Genomic DNA, 19,857 nt, shown 5'->3' on the forward strand with positions numbered 1-19,857 from the left:
TATGTGTCCTTGTTTTACAAATTAGTCCGATAAGACCTTGATATCACTAGCCTAAAGCTGCATACAAGTTAGTTGATATTTTTTGTTGAGTAGAGAGAATCATTGAAAATCAATGTTCGATTTTTGGTTTGCAATCTATCCTGTGTATTGGTAAAATACGTAATGGTTAATCGAGAAAACTTGGAGGTGCTCATATGTCATCAATAGTAGTAGTTGGGACACAATGGGGAGACGAAGGCAAAGGTAAAATCACAGATTTCTTAGCAGAACAAGCAGATGTTATTGCACGTTTTTCAGGCGGTAATAATGCAGGTCATACTATTAAATTTGGCGGAGAAACATATAAATTACACTTAGTACCATCTGGTATTTTTTATAAAGAAAAATTAGCAGTGATTGGTAACGGTGTCGTTGTAGATCCAGTGGCACTATTAAAAGAATTAGACGCTTTAAATGAAAGAGGTATTTCAACAGATAACTTACGTATTTCAAACCGAGCACAAGTTATTTTACCTTATCATATTAAACAAGATGAATATGAAGAAGAACGTCGTGGAGATAATAAAATTGGTACAACGAAAAAAGGGATTGGCCCTGCTTACGTAGATAAAGCACAACGTATTGGAATTCGTGTTGCCGATTTATTAGACAAAGAAACATTCGAAAGATTATTAAAAGATAATATTGAGTACAAAGGTGCATACTTCGAAGGCATGTTTGGTAAACCATGTCCAACATTTGATGAAATTTTTGAAGCTTATTATGCAGCCGGCCAACGTTTAGCTCCATTCGTTACTGACACTGCAAAAGTTTTAGACGATGCATTCGTAGCAGAAGAAAAAGTATTATTTGAAGGCGCGCAAGGTGTAATGTTAGACATCGATCATGGAACATACCCATTTGTTACTTCAAGTAACCCAGTTGCAGGTAATGTTACTGTTGGTGGCGGTGTAGGTCCAACATTCGTATCTAAAGTGATTGGTGTATGTAAAGCATATACATCACGTGTAGGCGATGGTCCATTCCCAACTGAACTATTTGATGATGACGGACACCATATCCGTGAAGTAGGCCGTGAATACGGTACAACTACAGGTCGTCCACGCCGCGTAGGTTGGTTCGATTCAGTTGTATTACGTCACTCTCGCCGTGCGAGTGGTATTACAGACTTATCAATCAACTCTATTGATGTGTTAACAGGTCTAAAAGAAGTTAAAATCTGTACTGCTTATGAGTTAGACGGTAAAGAAATCACTGAATATCCAGCAAACTTGAAAGACTTACAACGTTGTAAGCCAATTTTTGAAACATTGCCTGGTTGGACAGAAGATGTAACAGGTTGTCGTTCATTAGATGAATTGCCTGATAACGCACGTAGATATTTAGAGCGTATCTCTGAATTAAGTGATGTTAAGATTTCTATCTTCTCAGTAGGTCCAGACCGTAATCAAACAAACTTATTAAGTTCATTATGGTAAGTAAATAGTGCCAGTGAACTTCTGTTAAAAGAAAACCTTGTAGTCATTCATTTTGTAAAAAATGATTTGGCTACAAGGTTTTTTGTATATATTTATTTTTGCATTATGCAATGCGCGTCACGAAACTCTAAAATTTTATTCGTGGCTAATTCATAACCGTATTGTTCACTATGTGAAGGGTCTTTAATCATATCTATATTGTTTTGGTATTCTTCTAAATGATTAAGCATTGTTAATACGGTTTGTTTCAATTGTTCTACAGTAAAAGTTTCGGAATTTAATTGTTGCCCGATATTTAAATCTTCTATTTGTTGTGCTACAACGGGTTGGTCTGCATTTTGTGGAAAAGCTAGCATCGGTACGCCCATCATAATTGCTTCATTTGCACTATTCATACCTGCATGTGTCAAGAATAATGAAGTGTATTGGAGTAATTCAGTTTGAGGTACAAATGACTTTATAATAAAGTTGGAAGGCACTTCATCAAAATCCTCTATACGATTCGTTTCTCCAATAGAAACTACAACTGTGGCGTCAACATCAGCCAATGCTTTAAAACACTTATTGAAAAACGGGATATTTTCATTAAAAACAGTACCTAAAGAAATGTAGATAATTGGTTTAGACTGATCAATTTCTGCCATGAAGTCCGAAGGCTGTGGCATGATGACGGACGGTCCAGCAAAGAAATAGCGATTACTGTCAAACGTATCAGAGTTAATTTGGAAGTTTCGCATGACGTATGAAATATTTAAGTCGCCTGGATTATTCATCACTTCAAATCTTGATGGAATTGAAATATCATAAGTTTGTTCTAAACGTGTCTTTAAAGTAGTAAACGCTTTGTCAGCTTCATCTTTTGCTTCATCGCTTAAATTTACGTTCAATTGATTTGTGAATTGCTCAAATGAATCTTTAGTGTGTGCAAATGTTGTAATAGAAGAAATAGCAGGAATACCTAATTTTTGAGCCAACATATAGCCGCATCCAAACATAGAATCATAAATCATATAGTCATAGTGTTCATCTTCGATTTCTTTTAATATTTTTGGTAAGAACAGATCTGTAGTATTTAACAAGCCATTCATGACATTAAAGAGATTATCACGTCCATAAGTCGAAAAATGAGCCATCATATCATCTGAATTGAATGTACGTATTTCTACGCCAATATCCTGAAGCCTATCTGTGAATTTATCAGTTGCGTAATATACAACTTCCTCGCCTTTCTCTACTAATGTTTTACAAACGGCTACTGTTGGATTTACATGTCCTGCAGAACCTGGGTTAATAAATAGTACTTTTGCCAATTGAGTGCCTCCTCATATGTATTATTTAATTATTTTATCAAAATACATAGAAAACCTAAAATATTTCAAATTTAATAAATAGGTTTAATATTAAAGTTTGATGCATTGTTATTGGTATTTTAGTAGTGATCCTTAAAGTTTGAGTGCGATTTTGTCGGGCTTTCATCATATTTTTATAGTTTTTTATAGGTATTGGTAAAAAAGCTATACATTATACCATTAAGATAGAAAATTATACTAATTTAATTTAAAAAAGAGCTTGTCATCCTATGAAAGAGTTGGTATAATTTATTTTGTGCTTAAGAGAGGCTCCTTGGTCAAGCGGTTAAGACACCGCCCTTTCACGGCGGTAACACGGGTTCGAGTCCCGTAGGAGTCACCATTTTTAGGTCTCGTAGTGTAGCGGTTAACACGCCTGCCTGTCACGCAGGAGATCGCGGGTTCGATTCCCGTCGAGACCGTATAATGCCCATCCAACAGGATGGGCATTTTTTTGTATCTATTTTTTAATTACTACTTGATTAGATTAGACTTCAGTATAAATTGCTAATCTAGCAAGTATAATATTTTGGTAGTTACATCAGGATAAAAAGAATTTATAAGTATTAAATATAGAAGGAAAGTAGATTTTTATTTCGTAAGTAAATTGTGTAAGCAATTAATTCGAACGTAAACGCAATATTGTTTAGACTGGAAATATCTATTCATGACTCGAAGAGTACCCATTTTATAGCAACAATGTTATAATTTTACAATATACAATTTTAATTTTCTATTTAGAAAAATAGAATTGAAGTGCCATAAATGGTAAATTATATTATAGAGATATGCGTAGAATTTAATGTAAATGTACTACAATATAGAAATGAGGTTTATAAAATATGGCTAGAAAAGTTGTTGTAGTCGATGATGAAAAACCAATTGCTGACATTTTAGAATTTAATTTAAAAAAAGAAGGATACGAAGTATTTTGTGCCTATGATGGAAATGATGCAGTAGATTTAATATATGATGAAGAGCCAGATATCGTGTTGTTAGATATCATGTTACCTGGTCGTGATGGCATGGAAGTCTGCCGTGAAGTACGTAAAAAATATGAAATGCCAATCATTATGTTAACTGCAAAAGATTCAGAAATAGATAAAGTATTAGGTCTTGAGCTAGGTGCCGATGACTATGTAACGAAACCATTTAGCACACGTGAATTAATCGCACGTGTGAAAGCAAATTTACGTCGTCATTATTCACAACCAGCACAAGAAATTAACGACGAATCTAATGAAATTACTATTAAAGATATCGTTATCTATCCAGATGCTTACTCTATTAAAAAACGTGGCGGTGACATCGAATTAACACACCGTGAATTCGAACTATTCCATTATTTATCTAAACATATGGGGCAAGTCATGACACGCGAACATTTATTACAAACCGTTTGGGGCTATGACTATTTTGGTGATGTGCGTACTGTAGACGTTACAATTCGACGCTTACGTGAAAAAATTGAGGATGATCCATCTCATCCAGAATATATAGTGACACGCCGTGGTGTTGGATATTTCCTCCAACAACATGATTAGAGGCCATGTTAAATGAAATGGCTTAAACATTTTCAATCCTTACACACGAAACTTGTTATCGTCTATGTATTGCTGATTATAATCGGTATGCAAATTATCGGTTTATATTTCACGAATAGCCTTGAAAAAGAGTTAACACAAACATTTAAAAATAATATTTCGCAATATGCGAAACAAATAGAAATTAATATTGAAAAGGTCTACGACGAAGATAATTCGGTAAATGCTCAAAAAGAAGTTCAAAACTTATTGAATGAGTATGCTAATAGACAAGAAATAGAAGAAATTCGCTTTATTGATAAAGATCAGATTATCATGGCTACTTCAAAGCAGTCTACGCGTAGTCTAATAAATCAAAGAGCCAATGATAATTCCATTCAAAAAGCACTGTCACTAGGTGAAATCAATAGCCATACCGTATTAAAAGATTACGGTAATGGTAAACAACGTGTTTGGGTATATAACTTACCTGTTAAAACATCTAACGATGGTACGATTGGTGACGTTTATATTGAAGCAGATATAAACGATGTATATAACCAGTTAAGTAATATCAACCAAATCTTCATCGTTGGTACAGGGATTTCATTGTTAATTACGGTAATCCTTGGGTTCTTTATTGCACGTACAATTACGAAACCCATTACAGACATGCGGAACCAGACCGTAGAAATGTCTAAAGGTAACTATACGCAACGTGTAAAAATTTATGGTAACGATGAAATTGGCGAGCTCGCACTCGCCTTCAATAACCTATCTAAACGTGTACAAGAAGCACAGGCAAATACCGAAAGTGAAAAACGGCGTCTCGATTCCGTTATCACACACATGAGTGATGGTATTATCGCAACAGATCGACGCGGACGTATACGTATTGTTAATGACATGGCATTAACGATGATGGGGACAATGAAAGAAGATATTATTGGCGATTATATGCTTAACGTATTGAATCTTGAAGAAGATTTCTCATTAGATGAAATTCAAGAGAATAACGATAGTTTCTTGTTAGACATCAATGAGACGGAAGGCATTATCGTTCGAGTTAACTTTAGTACGATTGTTCAAGAAACTGGCTTTGTCACAGGTTATATCGCCGTGCTACATGATGTAACTGAACAACAACAAGTTGAACGAGAACGTCGTGAATTCGTGGCTAACGTGTCTCACGAATTACGTACACCACTGACTTCGATGAACAGTTATATCGAAGCATTAGAAGGTGGCGCGTGGAAAGATGACGACCTAGCACCACAATTCCTATCCGTTACACGTGAAGAAACAGAACGTATGATTCGTCTTGTAAACGATTTACTACAATTATCTAAGATGGACAACGAATCTGATCAAATTACTAAAGAAATCGTCGACTTTAATATGTTTATCAATAAAATCATTAACCGTCACGAGATGTCTGCGAAAGATACGACGTTTATCCGTGAAATTCCAAAACAAACGATCTTTACTGAAATTGATCCAGATAAGATGACACAAGTGTTTGATAACGTTATTACCAATGCGATGAAATATTCACGTGGTGATAAACGTGTTGAGTTTCACGTGAAACAGAATGCGTTATATAATCGTATGACGATCCGTGTGAAAGATAATGGTATTGGTATTCCAATCAATAAAGTAGATAAGATCTTTGACCGCTTCTATCGTGTAGATAAAGCACGTACACGTAAGATGGGTGGTACAGGTCTAGGATTAGCTATTTCTAAAGAAATTGTAGAAGCTCACAATGGCCGTATATGGGCAAACAGTGTAGAAGGACAAGGCACGTCAATCTTTATTACGCTTCCATGTGAAGTTTTAGAAGATGGTGATTGGGATGCGGAGTAAAGAGTTAATCAAATCCATAATCCTTATCCTTCTTGTATTAATGAGTGCCGTTTTAACATATATGACTTGGAATTTCTCACCCGATTTAGCCAATGTGGATAAGCAACAAGATAATAAAGAAACAGAAGCTAAGACCATAGGGAAGCCATTAGATCAAGGAATGGATAAAGTGGTTACACCATATCAGGTAATTCATTCTAAAGGTGAAGATTCTGAAGGTATGGAAGCGACGAAAAGTAATGTAGAAGCAACATTGAAGCCATTGAAGAATCATCGTGTATTACGTTCAGAGCAAATGCATAGTAACCATAACTTAATTATCCCAGATCTTAGTGATGAATTTTTAATATTGGATTTTACGTATGATATGCCATTAGCTACTTATTTAGGTCAAGCCTTGAATATTAACGCTAAAGTGCCAAACAATTTTAAATTCGATCGCTTAATCGTCGACAATAATAAAGATGGTACAGTGAAGCTCTATGCGATTAGTAAAGATCGCCATAACGTTGTACGTATGACAACGTCTGCTAAACTCAGCCAATTTGAAAAGGTAATGAAGCAGCAACAGAAAAATATGCAGCCTTATACTGAGATTATTACGAATAAAGATACGATTGATAGGGCTACACATATTTTCGCACCAAAAGCGCCTAAAGGCTTGAAATCGTATCACACTATTTATAATCGCATTAGTGTAGATACGATGAATGCAATACTATTTAATGACTCTGTCGTTGTGCGTAGTTCGAAAAGCGGTAACGCAACATATAATAATAATACGGGCGTTGCCAATTATAGCGATGACAGTGAAAAATACCGCTATACAAATCTCTCAGAAGATGAAAATCGTTCTACTAATATGAAAGAAAGCATACCGAGTACCTTTGATTATATAAACAATCACGGTGGCTTTACAGATGATTTCAGGTTATTCAATGTGGATAACAAGACTGGTGAACTGACATATCAAATGTTCTTAAACGGCCGTCCAACGTTTAATAATGATGATCTTAATAACATTAAAGTATCATGGGGCGATAAAGGCGTCTTTAGTTATGCACGTGCACTATTGAAAGCCAATGTAACGATTGATAGTGGTGAAGATGAGGTTAAACTTCCTGGTGCTGAGACTGTACGTGCAGAGTTAGCAAACAATCCAGAGATTAACTTTGAAGAAGTAACAAACATGACGATCGGCTACAATATGGATAACAAATCAGATAATACCGATATTGAAATCCAACGCAATAGTGAATTCAAACCACAATGGTATGTACAATATGATGGCGAATGGCGTGCATACAGCGATGGGGGGCTAGAATAAATGAACTGGAAACTTACAAAAACTTTATTTATTTTCGTCTTTATTCTAGTGAACATTAGCTTGGTCATTATCTATATAGATAAGGTGAATAAGTCCCATATCAATGATAGTGAAGCTGAAAATGCTGTGGATTTTAAACAAGAAGAAATTAAAATTCCAGACAACCTCCCAAGTGTTAAAAATTTAAAAATGCAGTTGTTAACCGCGCGTTCATTTGATTTTTCATCCTATGCTAAAGCGCATTCTGATATATCGAGTGAAGACTCAGGTGCCGTGGCCAAAGGTGATATCAGTAGTCCTATCGACATCAGCAATGATCAATACACCGATTTAAAGACATATGTCAAAGATAAGGTGTATAAAGGTAAAGACTATGAAATGAGTAACATAGACAACAAAAACGTAACGTTTGAACAAACTTATGAAGATTACCCAATAATGAATAACAACAAAGCGAGATTAGAATTTAATATAAATAATGATGGTAAAGCTTCGAGCTATAAACAAACGGCAATGAAGTCTATCACACCATCAGAAGGTGCTAACAACGAGAAAAAACAAGTGAATACGGCGAGAAGCGCAATAGAAGCCCTTTACTTTAACCGTTACCTTAAACGCAACGATGAAGTTACCAACGCAAGACTTGGTTACTACACGGTTGTGAAAGAACCCAATGTGCAAGTACTCGAAGCCAATTGGGAGATTAAAGTAAAACATGGAGAAAAGATTAAAACTTACTATGTTGAAGCTGTTTCAGACAGCCCGAAAGTAATTGAAGAATAATATAACGAATCAAACGCATGTCTCTTAAAGAGATGTGCGTTTTTTTCTATCCCAAATAATAACTAACGACTTATTTCTCGAAGAGAGACATAAAACATTAATAAGAAAGCGTTTACAAAATTAAACTACAATGGTAATATTTCACTTAAGCTAGTTAGTTAATTTAAAAAACAAACCAACTAGCAAAGGGGGAATTTAATGGATAAAATTTCGGGTACGCATGATAGTTCTTATGCTGACGAAAGCCAAGTTAATGGTTCAACCAAGTTACGCACTTCTGAAAAAGTTGTATTTGGGGTAGGGGATTTTGGTGCTAATTACAGTTGGACTTTTATCGCATCATTTATCATTATTTACATGACAGATGTAGTTGGTATTGCAGGCTCAGTTATTGGAACTATTATACTTTTTTGTCGTTTTGCAGATGGTTTTTCAGACATTTTTATGGGAAGTATTATAGATAATACAAACACTAAAATGGGGAAAGCCAAGCCTTGGGTCTTTTGGACAGCACCTGTATTGGGCGTTTTAACATTTATGTTATTTAATGTGCCAACGTCGTTTAGTTATACAGGACAAATTGCATATATTTTTATCGTATATTTTTTGATTTCAGTTATTTTTTATACAGCGAATAATGTTGCTTATTCATCACTAGTATCATTTATGACTAAAGATGAAAAAGATAGAGTTTCACTAGGAAGTATACGCTTTATATTCTCTAATATAAGCGTGTTATGTATAACAACTTTCACAGTCTATTTTGTAACAAGTTTTGGCGATAATCAGCAAGGTTGGACATATACTTCAGCTATATACGCGTTGTTATGTGCAATCCCATTAATGATTACAGGTTATTTTGTAAAAGAAAGAAATGTGGCCGAAAAGCAATACCGTGAAGTTAAAAAAACAAAGCGTATTCCATTTAGTTTAATTATTAAATCTTTAATAACTGAAAAATATTTCCTGATCACAATCGTCTTATATTTATTGTGGTATTTGAGACAAACGGATAATAGTATGAGAATTTATTACGCAACGTACATTTTTAATGACGCAAATGTAATGGCAATTATGAGTATAGCGACACTATTACCTACCATTTTAGGATTATTAGTAGCACCTCAATTTGCCGAAAAAGTAGGTATCAAAAATAGTATTATCATCGGATTAATTATATCTATTATTTCGTATATTATGATGGGCATATTCTCAGAGAACTTAACACTTTTAGTCGTTGGATTAATTATTCATGGAATAGGATTAGTACCTTTTACAGCAGCATTAAGCGGTATTGTAGCAGATGTTGGAGATATCATTTATTGGAAGACGGGCGTACCAGTACAAGGCTCAATATTCAGTTTAGCAAGTGCTGGCATGAAGATTGGTTCAGGTTTGCAATCTGCAATTGTTGGATGGTCACTATCCGTAGGTGGGTATGTTGCTGGAGCCTCAGTTCAATCCCAAAGTACCATTTTTGCGATAAAATCCATGCAAATTTATTTTCCATTGTTAGCAGTAGCTATCGTAACCATATTCACTTTATTTTTGAATTATGAAAAATTTATTAGACACATAAAAGAACAAATTAGAACAAATAACGTAGGTGAAATGAGAGACAAACAAATATATAAATAAAATGAGGGATTACTATGACAAATTGTATTCATGTAGATAAAAAAGGTTCAGATTGTGGATTAGGTAATGTCGAATCACCATTCTTAACAATAGATAAAGCTGCTTCAGTTGCACAACCTGGGGACAGTATCATTGTGCATGAAGGGATATATCGTGAAGAAATAACACATATAAACACAGGATTAAGCGAGTCTAGAAGAATTTCATTTGAAGCAGCCAAGGACGAACAGGTGATTATTAAAGGCTCTGAAGAAATAACAGGATGGCAACAAATCGACGGCAGTATATGGAAAGTAGAAATAGATAACAAGATATTTAAAGATTTTAACCCATTTGCTACAAAATTATTTGGCGATTGGTTAGCAGTCGATAACGATAAGAGTTTAGGACAAGTATATTTAAATGATCAATCACTTTTTGAAGTAAGTGAATATGAACAATTGGCTAATCCGAAATTGGTTGAAGAAACACTAGACCATTGGACAAATAAACAAGTTACTTATGATTATAAAGACCTATCAGTCTATGTCTGGTACGCAAAAGTAGAAAAAGATATAACGACGATATATGTGAATTTTCATGACTATAACCCCAATAATGAAGTAACGGAAATAAATGTTAGAAAAAGCGCATTTCGTCCCTTCAAAATGCATACAAATTATATTACAATAAGAAACTTTGAAATTGCCAACGTAGCAACGCAATGGTCACCTCCAACTGCAGCGCAAACAGGCATGATTGATACACATTGGAGTAAAGGCTGGATTATCGAAAATAATACACTTTATAACGCCGTGTGTAGTGCGATTGCTATAGGTAAAGAGATTTCAACAGGTGACAATTTAAATACTTATAGAAAAGACAAACCAGGTTATCAATATCAAATAGAGACCGTCTTTAAAGCAGTAAATAGTGATTGGAATAAAGAAACCATAGGATCGCATATTGTTAGAAATAATGTGATACATGATTGTGGACAGAATGCAGTAGTAGGACATTTAGGAAGCGCATTTAGTAAAATATATAATAACTATATTTATAATATAGGTAATAAGAGAGAATTTTTTGGTTATGAAATTGCAGGTATCAAGTTGCATGCTGCGATAGATACACAAGTGTACAACAATTATGTTCATAATTGTTCACTAGGTATGTGGTTTGATTGGCAGACACAAGGAACAAGAATAAGTAAGAACATATTTAACGATAATACTAGAGACTTGTTCGTAGAAGTAAGTAGCGGTCCGTATATTGTAGATAACAATATACTAACTGCGGATTATGCTTTAGACAACCATGCACAAGGTGGGGCTTACGTTAATAATATTATTAATGGCGAAATAGTACATAGGTTAATGTTGGATAGAGCAACGCCATACCATGTGCCACACAGTACATTAATAGCAGGATTTGCACCAGTTTATGGTGGCGATGATAGATTTTATAACAACATATTTATTGGACAAGAAGGTATATCTAATGTAGGAACTGAAATTTATAATGGTTATAGCACGTCACTATCAGAATTTAAAGAAGCGGTTGCTAAAGAAGAAGGCGATCATGAATCATTCCATAAGATAAAACAACCAGTCTATATTGAAGATAATGCATATTTTAATAAAGCGAATCAATTTAATAGAGAAGATCGTAATTTTATAGATGAAAATGTTAACCCTGATTTATCAATAGTTGAAGAAGGTAATGATGTATATTTAAATATCTCTGTACCAGAATCATTTATTGAATTTAAAGGAAAAGTACATGATACCGAGACATTACCTAAAGTACGTATTGTTGATGCAGACTATGAAGATGAAAATGGTAATTCATTAACACTCAACACAGATTTAAATGATGAGTTGAGAGAAAATGAGTCTATGATAGGCCCACTTCAAACGCTAACTACTGGAAATAATAAAGTGAAAATTTGGACTAAAAACGATGCAAAATAATAGCGTTTATTTCAATAAATAAGAAAGTTATATAACTATATAGCATGACGTAAAAGATTTGTTTTCTACATTGCGTAGGAGATGAATCTTTTATTTTTATAAATTGAAAAATGATTAACAAACCTTTCCAATTTTATTCAGATGAAATATCCATAAAGTATGTTAAAATTAAATACTGTTGATGAGCGTTATACAAAAGCAAAAAATAAAGCGCTGTAGTATAATAAAAGCGTAAAATTCGCGATAAGTTGAAGCGGAAAAGAGAGAGTAAGATTATGCGACAGGATTTTTAAAATTCTGTGATTGCAGTCGTATGCATGATATGACATTAGCTATGCGCAGTGCTCCTAATAGCAAGAGCAACGAAAATTTTAGACAGAGGGTATATTGACGGCACATAAACCGAAGTCTGCCCTATAACAATATATTACTAAACAGTGTTTACAGATTAGAAAGGGTGAATCGCTTGATACGTATGAGTGTATTAGCGAGTGGTAGTACAGGAAACGCCACTTATGTGGAAAATGATAAAGGCAGTATCTTAGTTGACGCAGGTTTAACTGGGAAGAAAATGGAAGAACTTTTTGGACAAATTGATAAACAAATTAAAGACTTAAACGGTATTTTAGTTACTCACGAACATTCAGACCATATTAAAGGATTAGGCGTATTAGCACGTAAATACAACCTGCCTATTTATGCGAATGAAAAAACATGGTCAGCCATTGAAAAGAAAGACAGTAAAATTCCAATGGATCAAAAATTCATCTTTAATCCATACGAAACGAAATCATTAGCTGGCTTCGACATCGAATCGTTTAACGTTTCACATGATGCCATCGATCCACAATTTTATATATTCCATAACAACTATAAGAAGTTTACTATTTTAACTGATACAGGTTACGTTTCAGATCGCATGAAAGGTATGATTCAAGGCAGCGACGCATTCGTCTTTGAAAGTAACCACGATGTAGATATGCTACGCATGTGTGGTTATCCGTGGAAGACAAAACAACGTATCTTGAGCGACATGGGACACGTTTCCAATGAAGATGCAGCACACGCAATGACAGACGTCATCACAGGTAGCACTAAACGCATTTACCTATCTCACTTATCTCAAGATAATAACATGAAAGACTTAGCACGCATGAGCGTCGGACAAGTTCTAAATGAACACGACATCGACACACAAAAAGAAGTATTGTTGTGCGATACTGACAAAGCCAACGCTACACCGATATATACGTTATAAGGAGCGGGACAGAAATTTAAATTTCGTTGTCCCGCCCTCGCAAGGATGACTAGGTTTCTAAAAAGCTTATACAAGGTGCATTTAGAAACCAGTCATCTACTGCGCATTAACAGATTATCAATAATAGCGAATTAATGTGAGACTCAGGCTTCTTAATGCATTAGCCAATGGCTAATGTAATCCAAAAGAGGAAGAGAGTGTAACTGAAAAGTTTAGCGGATTGTAAAGCATTGGAAATAAGCCAACGTTAACTTAATTTTATAGTGGCATTTAATTAAAAAAATCAGAGACTTTTCATAAATTAGCTGAGATTTAATATGATGTTTGAGGCGCAGCCTCTTTTTAATAAAGTATTACGTAATAATGATGCATTCTATAAATAAACTCACAAATTAATTGAGGAAGACTAGTGATTATTGATAAATCATTAGGCTGATTTGTATTGTAATAATCTAACCAATATCACAATTTGAGATATTGGTTTTTTATTATTTGTAAGAATAGTATTACTAAATTCGTTGGTCATACATCCCTGTGTCTTAATTGAAAACCAATATACAATTAGAGCATAATTATAAATAGTGGATAACTTAGCTAATAAAAGCTTTTTATAGGTAAAAATCATGAAGAAAACGTAAAATTTGTGAATAAGTATGTAAGACGCCCATCAACTTATCCACTGTTTTATCCATAGTTATCCAGAGATGTGCACAATTAACAAGGAAATACCCACATTGTACACAGGGTTATCCACAAATCAACATGTTATTAACGTATTTTTGCTTAGAAAACGTAAAGATTATTAAATAATGATATACATTCCTGTTATAATAAGAGGGAATAGTGTGAATAAGTGTACAACTTGTGGATAACTCTAATAACTATTGTTTATTATGAACTTGGAGGACAATGATGAAGATTACGATACTAACAGTAGGTAAATTAAAAGAAAAATACTGGAAACAAGCAATCGCAGAATATGAAAAACGTTTAGGAGCATACTCCAAAATTGAAGTTATAGAAGTGCCCGACGAAAAAGCACCTGAAAATATGAGCGATAAAGAAGTTGAACAGGTAAAGGAAAAAGAAGGCCAGCGTTTACTAGCAAAAGTAAAACCTCAGTCAACTGTCATAACACTTGAAATCAAAGGCACTATGTTGACGTCTGAAGGATTAGCTAAAGAAATAGAAGGACGAATGACTAGAGGACAAAGTGACTTTACTTTTATTATTGGTGGATCCAACGGCTTACATAAAGACGTGCTAGACCGCAGCAATTATGCATTATCCTTCAGTAAAATGACCTTCCCACACCAAATGATGCGCGTCATATTGATAGAGCAGATCTACCGTGCATTTAAGATTATGCGTGGGGAAGCGTATCATAAATAAAACTAAAAAACGGATTGTGTATAATATATTTTAAATATAAAAAGGATTGATTTTATGTTAAATAAATTAGAAAATGTTAGTTATAAATCATTCGATAATTACACTAATGAAGATGATTTGACTGGTTCTGTTGCAAAGTTAGAAAAATATAGCTAATCACCATTTTATTGTGTCAGTCTTCGCTTAACCGGCTAACATGTAACTAATTTCGTGGCATGGTGAAAATCCGTAGATCTGAAGAGACCTACGGTTCTTTTTATATAATCCGTAAATACATTCAATGCCTTTGAGTGTATTTTTTGCTGTATTGAGACATTGATATCTTGTCTTTCTCAGCTTAATATGACGATGATCTTGTTCAATGAGGTTATTGAGATATTTAGATGTGCAATGACAATTAGGGATCAGCTTAAACACTTTCATTATTTTAGCTATGGCTACCTTCGTTGAAGGTACTTGATCTGTAATTATCATTTGAGGTGTGCCAAATTGTTTAATAAGGCGCTTAATAAACGCATATGCTGAATGACTATCCCGTTTCTTACGTAACCAAATATCTAATGTATGACCCTCTGTATCAATGGCACGATACAAATAACACCATTGCCCTTTGATTTTGATATATGTTTCATCAATACGCCACTTATAATATGCTTTTTCTTCCAAATTTGTTACAAAATAGGTTCATATTCTTGAACCCAACGATAAACGGTTGAGTGATGAACATCAACACCACGCTCCCTTAATATTTCAGATATATCACGATAACTTAATGCATATCTTAAGTAGTAGCCAACGACTACAGTTATAACATCTTTATCGAATTGTTTATATCTGAAATAGTACATACAGAAGACTCCTTTTTGTTAAAATTATACTATAAATTCAACTTTGCAACAGAACCCTTGTAAATCTGGTAGACCCAATTGTTATTGCATTATAGGTCTAAAATTCATCGTTATAATTTAGTTAAATCCTGTAAAGGACGCTTACACGTTTGTTCCAAACGGTGCAAAAATCATAATCGACCTTCGTCGATTTTTTTATTTTAAAGTTAAAGAAACGGCTCGAGATATTCCGAGCAGTTATAAAAATTAATTTGTCTTGAATATTGTTGTTACATTTTTGAAAAGTGATGTAGATTTATAACCATAATTTTTGGATTTACATTGACGATACTGCATCGAAAGAAAAAGGCAATCTATTTTTTCTAGGTTGCCTTTTATTTTTATACCTAAAGGCATACTTACACACCTAAAAAACGTCGTGCTAAAAACAAATTTACATGTGGTAATCCAATATCCTTATTATACATTTTAACATTTGATTTAAAGCAACCTTTAAAAATATATAATTTTCAACCTATTTAATTACATTTGTTTCTTAAAACGCATATATGAGCCAGAATAGAAAATAGTTCCAGAAAAGATAAAAATTGCTTAAAAATCGTTAAGTTTTGACATTATACTTTTTAATCACTTAATAAAATTATTACTTAAAAATACTATTTTAATAAACTGATAACTGTACTTTTCCAAAAAAATGTGTATGATTCAACTTATATTCAATAATTAATTAGAAAGGGTTGATATTGTGAATATTTTAATAACAGGTGCCACAGGTGGTATGGGTAATTATGCTCTTGAATTTTTGAAAAAATTAGTTCCCCAAGATGAGATTTTCGCTTTAGTAAGAAATAAAGAAAAAGCAAGTCAATTGGAAGAAAAAGGATTTAATATAAGGTTTGGAAATTATGATGATTTTGAAGCGTTATCAAAAGCTTTCAAAGATATAGATCGTCTTTTATTTATCTCAGGGAATGAAGTTGGGCAACGTCAAAAGCAACATAAAAATGTTGTAGAAGCAGCTAAAGCAAATGGTGTTTCTTATATTGCTTATACAAGCTTTGGAAATGCTAATATTTCTAGTAGTCCGTTAGCAGAGGATCATAAATATACCGAAAAATTAATTTTAGATTCTGATATAAATTATACATTTTTGCGTAATAACTGGTATTTAGAAAATGAATACGGGTTAATTACAGCTGCTTTAAAAAGCGGAAACTTTGTTCATTCAGGTGGAGAAGGCAAAGTCGGTTGGGCATTGAAAGAAGAATATGCTCAAATAGCTGCTTATGCAGTATCAGGGAAATATGAATTTCCTAATATTATTGAAATTGGTGGAAATTTGATCACATATCGCCAATTAGCAGAAGAGTTAGAAAAAATTTCAGGTAAAAGTCTTGAGATTATTGATACAGATGTTAACACGGCTTCAAAATTCTTACAGGAAAACGCAGAATATCCTAAAGATTTAGCTGATTTTCTTGCTTCAGCACAAGAAATTATAAAAAGTGGAAGTTTAGATATTGAACCTGATGATTTAAAAAAATATATAGGAAACTCGTTATTACCGATTCAACAATCACTAAATAGATTATTAAAATAGTATAATCGCTTTAGGTTTAGATTTTGAACTGTTCTTATTAGAGTGCTAGCGATAAAGATGAAACTGTTGGGCGAATCCAACTATTTAAAGTTACAACAATTCACTGAAGCTTTAAATATGAGTGTGTAAAATGAACAATAAGAGACTAACAACAAAGTTATAAACTTTGCTGTTAGTCTCTTAGATAATAAATACTGATTGATATTACAAAATTATGCTTTTAATTTTTTAATAATTTCTCTATTGAAATCATCTAAGTCGTCTGGGACACGACTCGTTACAATATTGTTATCTATTACAACTGATTCATCAACAACGTGTGCACCAGCATTAGATAAATCTTTACGTACATTGATAACGCCAGTTATTGTGCGGCCCTTTAAATCATCAGTATCAACTAGTAGAAGTGGACCATGACAAATCGCAAACGTAGGCACATCATTTTGAGTAAAATACTTAGTAAATGTACCATAGCGACCTTCTTTATCACCACGTAAATGATCGGGTGAGAATCCGCCAGGAATTAATAATGCATCATAATTTTCTGGTTTCGCATCTGCAATGCTAACATCTACAGTTACTTTCTCCCCATGTTTGCCAACAAGTTCATGTTTTGCTGTATCTCCAATAACTTCAGTCTCAAATCCAGCATTTTCTAATGCTTCTTTTGGACTAGTCAGTTCTATATCTTCAAATTCATCTGCTAAAATGATTGCTACTTTTTTAGTCATAATACAACCTACCTTTCAATTATACTTTAAAACCTAAGTACTATATACACTAGAAAAAGGAAGTTTAAACATAATAGGTTGATTGATATCAGGAAGTTTGTTTTGTAATTCACTTAATGGTATTTGATAACCTAGAATAAGTTTTATAGACAATTTCATAGTAAATTATTAATTGAGTATAGTGTTTGCTTAAAATAAAAATAGATTATGAGCATAACGCTAGATTATTATATTGAATATTTTCTAATAGTATAGAAGTATAAAATTGATCAATATACAATCCTCTCTTTATAAAAAGTTTCAAAAAATCTTTCAGCTTTTAAAGACACAGTTTTTTATCGTTATACTAGATTGAAATTGAAATATTTTGAAAAAAGTATTAATGAGGTTTCGATAACAATAAAATAGTGAAGTATATAGTTATAATAATTTAGGAGGTAAGAAAATGAATAATGTAAAAGATAAAGTTGTTGTGATAACAGGGGCATCTAGTGGTATTGGTGAGGAAACTGTGAATTTGTTATCTGAAAATGGTGCCAAGCTTGTTTTAGGTGCGAGACGTTTAGATAGATTAGAAAAAATACAACAAAAAGTAGGTCATGATAGTGTAAGTATTAAAAAAACTGATGTAACAAAGCCCGATGAAGTAAATGCATTAATTGAAACAGCTTATAATGATTTTGGCCGTATAGATGTTTTAATTAATAACGCGGGTCTTATGCCTCAATCCTTTTTAGAAAAGAATAAGCAAGATGAATGGAATCAAATGATAGATGTGAATATTAAAGGTGTATTATACGGCATTGGTGCAGTATTACCTTATATGAGAAAACAAAAATCAGGCCATATTATTAATTTGGCTTCTGTGGCGGGACATGTTGTTTTCCCAGGTAGTGCTGTTTATTGTGGTACCAAATATGCAGTGAGAGCGATAACTGAGGGATTAAGACAAGAAGAAGCTATAGTGGGTTCAAATATTAGAACAACAATTCTATCTCCGGGGGCTGTAAGCACTGAATTAACAGATCATATTAGTGACAAAGATATGAAACAAGATATAGATGAATTATATAAAAATGCAATTAAACCAGATGCTATTGCTAGAGCTATTAATTACGCAATTAATGAGCCGGAAGAATCTTCTGTAAATGAATTTATCATTCGTCCTAGTAGCCAAAGTTTATAATTTGGAATCTCTTATTTAGTAACTAATTTTAATAAAATACGCTGAGTAGATTATTTTATAATTCACTTAATCTTAAACGATTAATTTGCAAAAGATAGAAGATAAAAGTGATTTTCATCTTCTACCAATTATAGAAAAGCTAAATATTTGGGTATATAAAATTCTTTATTATTATATTTAATTAACAACAAAACACCTTTAATTTATATAGTGACAAAAATGTCAGTATTGTTATTTATCGTAAATAATACCATAATGATAATATAAAAGATATATAGGAGGTAATAACATATGGAATTACAATTAGCAATTGATTTATTAAATAAAGAGGATGCTGCAGAATTAGCAAATAAAGTTAAAGATTATGTAGATATCGTAGAAATTGGAACACCAATTGTTATAAATGAAGGATTACCAGCTGTACAACATTTAAATGATAATATTGATGGTGTAAAAGTATTAGCAGATTTAAAAATTATGGATGCTGCCGATTACGAAGTAAGCCAAGCAGTTAAATTTGGTGCAGACATAGTAACAATTTTAGGCGTTGCAGAAGATGCATCAATTAAAGCAGCAGTTGATGAAGCACATAAACATGGCAAACAATTATTAGTAGATATGATTGCAGTACAAGATTTAGAAAAACGTGCGAAAGATTTAGATGATTTAGGCGCAGATTATATCGCTGTTCATACTGGTTATGACTTACAAGCTGAAGGTCAATCTCCTTTAGAAAGTTTACGTAAAGTTAAATCTGTAATTAGTAATTCTAAAGTAGCAGTCGCAGGTGGTATTAAACCAGATACAATTAAAGATATTGTTTCAGAAAATCCTGATTTAATTATTGTTGGTGGCGGCATTGCAAATGCTGATGACCCTGTAGAAGCTGCTAAACAATGTAGAGCTGCGATTGAAGGAAAATAATG

General features: G+C 33.2%; 14 protein-coding genes, 2 tRNA genes and 1 pseudogene. 14 read left to right on the forward strand and 3 right to left on the reverse strand.

Annotated features, from left to right (window positions below; all coding sequences use genetic code 11):
• The first annotated feature begins 194 nt into the window (after positions 1-194).
• Positions 195-1,478, forward strand: a complete 1,284-nt coding sequence (locus tag LG295_RS00085; RefSeq protein ID WP_107529972.1) for an adenylosuccinate synthase — start codon at positions 195-197, stop codon at positions 1,476-1,478.
• 92 nt (positions 1,479-1,570) lie between these two features.
• Here the strand turns inward: LG295_RS00085 and LG295_RS00090 are convergent, their stop codons facing one another.
• Entirely contained in the window at positions 1,571-2,788 is a 1,218-nt protein-coding gene (locus LG295_RS00090; protein WP_107529973.1) for a macrolide family glycosyltransferase, read from the reverse strand.
• 307 nt (positions 2,789-3,095) lie between these two features.
• On the opposite strand from LG295_RS00090, the gene LG295_RS00095 reads away from it, so the two are divergent.
• From LG295_RS00095 to rlmH, 10 genes are all read left to right on the forward strand, one after another.
• Positions 3,096-3,170: transfer RNA gene (locus LG295_RS00095), tRNA-Glu, on the forward strand.
• Between the two features lie 6 nt (positions 3,171-3,176).
• A tRNA-Asp gene (locus LG295_RS00100) sits at positions 3,177-3,249 on the forward strand.
• Positions 3,250-3,669: 420 nt separating this feature from the next.
• Positions 3,670-4,371: a response regulator YycF gene (gene yycF / locus LG295_RS00105; protein WP_017723692.1), complete on the forward strand. Its 702-nt coding sequence runs from the start codon at positions 3,670-3,672 to the stop codon at positions 4,369-4,371.
• 12 nt (positions 4,372-4,383) lie between these two features.
• The gene (gene walK, locus LG295_RS00110) at positions 4,384-6,216 is read left to right on the forward strand and encodes a cell wall metabolism sensor histidine kinase WalK (protein WP_107529974.1); all 1,833 of its coding nucleotides are present in this window, start codon (positions 4,384-4,386) and stop codon (positions 6,214-6,216) included.
• On the forward strand, positions 6,206-7,543 hold the full coding sequence (gene yycH, locus LG295_RS00115; RefSeq protein ID WP_107557447.1) for a two-component system activity regulator YycH: 1,338 nt from the start codon (positions 6,206-6,208) through the stop codon (positions 7,541-7,543). Before walK ends, yycH begins: the two co-directional genes overlap by 11 nt.
• On the forward strand, positions 7,544-8,326 hold the full coding sequence (locus LG295_RS00120; RefSeq protein ID WP_404476068.1) for a two-component system regulatory protein YycI: 783 nt from the start codon (positions 7,544-7,546) through the stop codon (positions 8,324-8,326).
• 198 nt (positions 8,327-8,524) lie between these two features.
• Positions 8,525-9,964, forward strand: a complete 1,440-nt coding sequence (locus LG295_RS00125) for an MFS transporter (RefSeq protein ID WP_241959654.1) — start codon at positions 8,525-8,527, stop codon at positions 9,962-9,964.
• 14 nt (positions 9,965-9,978) lie between these two features.
• Positions 9,979-11,916, forward strand: a complete 1,938-nt coding sequence (locus LG295_RS00130; protein WP_326018740.1) for a right-handed parallel beta-helix repeat-containing protein — start codon at positions 9,979-9,981, stop codon at positions 11,914-11,916.
• Positions 11,917-12,373: 457 nt separating this feature from the next.
• Entirely contained in the window at positions 12,374-13,174 is an 801-nt protein-coding gene (locus LG295_RS00135; RefSeq protein ID WP_026113541.1) for an MBL fold metallo-hydrolase, read from the forward strand.
• A 912-nt stretch (positions 13,175-14,086) separates the two neighbouring features.
• Complete coding sequence (gene rlmH, locus LG295_RS00140; RefSeq protein WP_326000876.1) at positions 14,087-14,566, forward strand: 23S rRNA (pseudouridine(1915)-N(3))-methyltransferase RlmH; 480 nt, start codon at positions 14,087-14,089, stop codon at positions 14,564-14,566.
• A 183-nt stretch (positions 14,567-14,749) separates the two neighbouring features.
• Here the strand turns inward: rlmH and LG295_RS00145 are convergent.
• A pseudogene (locus LG295_RS00145) lies at positions 14,750-15,414 on the reverse strand (IS6 family transposase).
• A gap of 745 nt (positions 15,415-16,159) precedes the next feature.
• On the opposite strand from LG295_RS00145, the gene LG295_RS00150 reads away from it, so the two are divergent.
• Positions 16,160-17,014 carry an SDR family oxidoreductase gene (locus tag LG295_RS00150; protein ID WP_021459430.1) on the forward strand — a complete coding sequence of 285 codons (855 nt, stop codon included), beginning with the start codon at positions 16,160-16,162 and terminating at the stop codon, positions 17,012-17,014.
• A gap of 212 nt (positions 17,015-17,226) precedes the next feature.
• On the opposite strand, the gene LG295_RS00155 is transcribed toward LG295_RS00150, so the two are convergent.
• A complete protein-coding gene (locus LG295_RS00155; protein WP_325999229.1) occupies positions 17,227-17,745 on the reverse strand; it encodes a type 1 glutamine amidotransferase domain-containing protein in 519 nt (172 codons plus the stop codon).
• Between the two features lie 445 nt (positions 17,746-18,190).
• On the opposite strand from LG295_RS00155, the gene LG295_RS00160 reads away from it, so the two are divergent.
• Together LG295_RS00160 and hxlA are read left to right on the forward strand one after the other, a co-directional pair.
• Positions 18,191-18,931, forward strand: coding sequence for an SDR family oxidoreductase (locus LG295_RS00160; protein ID WP_002509534.1), 741 nt, complete (start codon positions 18,191-18,193; stop codon positions 18,929-18,931).
• A gap of 291 nt (positions 18,932-19,222) precedes the next feature.
• Entirely contained in the window at positions 19,223-19,855 is a 633-nt protein-coding gene (gene hxlA / locus LG295_RS00165) for a 3-hexulose-6-phosphate synthase (RefSeq protein WP_222985195.1), read from the forward strand.
• Positions 19,856-19,857: the final 2 nt, after the last annotated feature.

It is taken from the genome of Staphylococcus pseudoxylosus (assembly GCF_044794325.1).
GTDB lineage: Bacteria > Bacillota > Bacilli > Staphylococcales > Staphylococcaceae > Staphylococcus > Staphylococcus pseudoxylosus.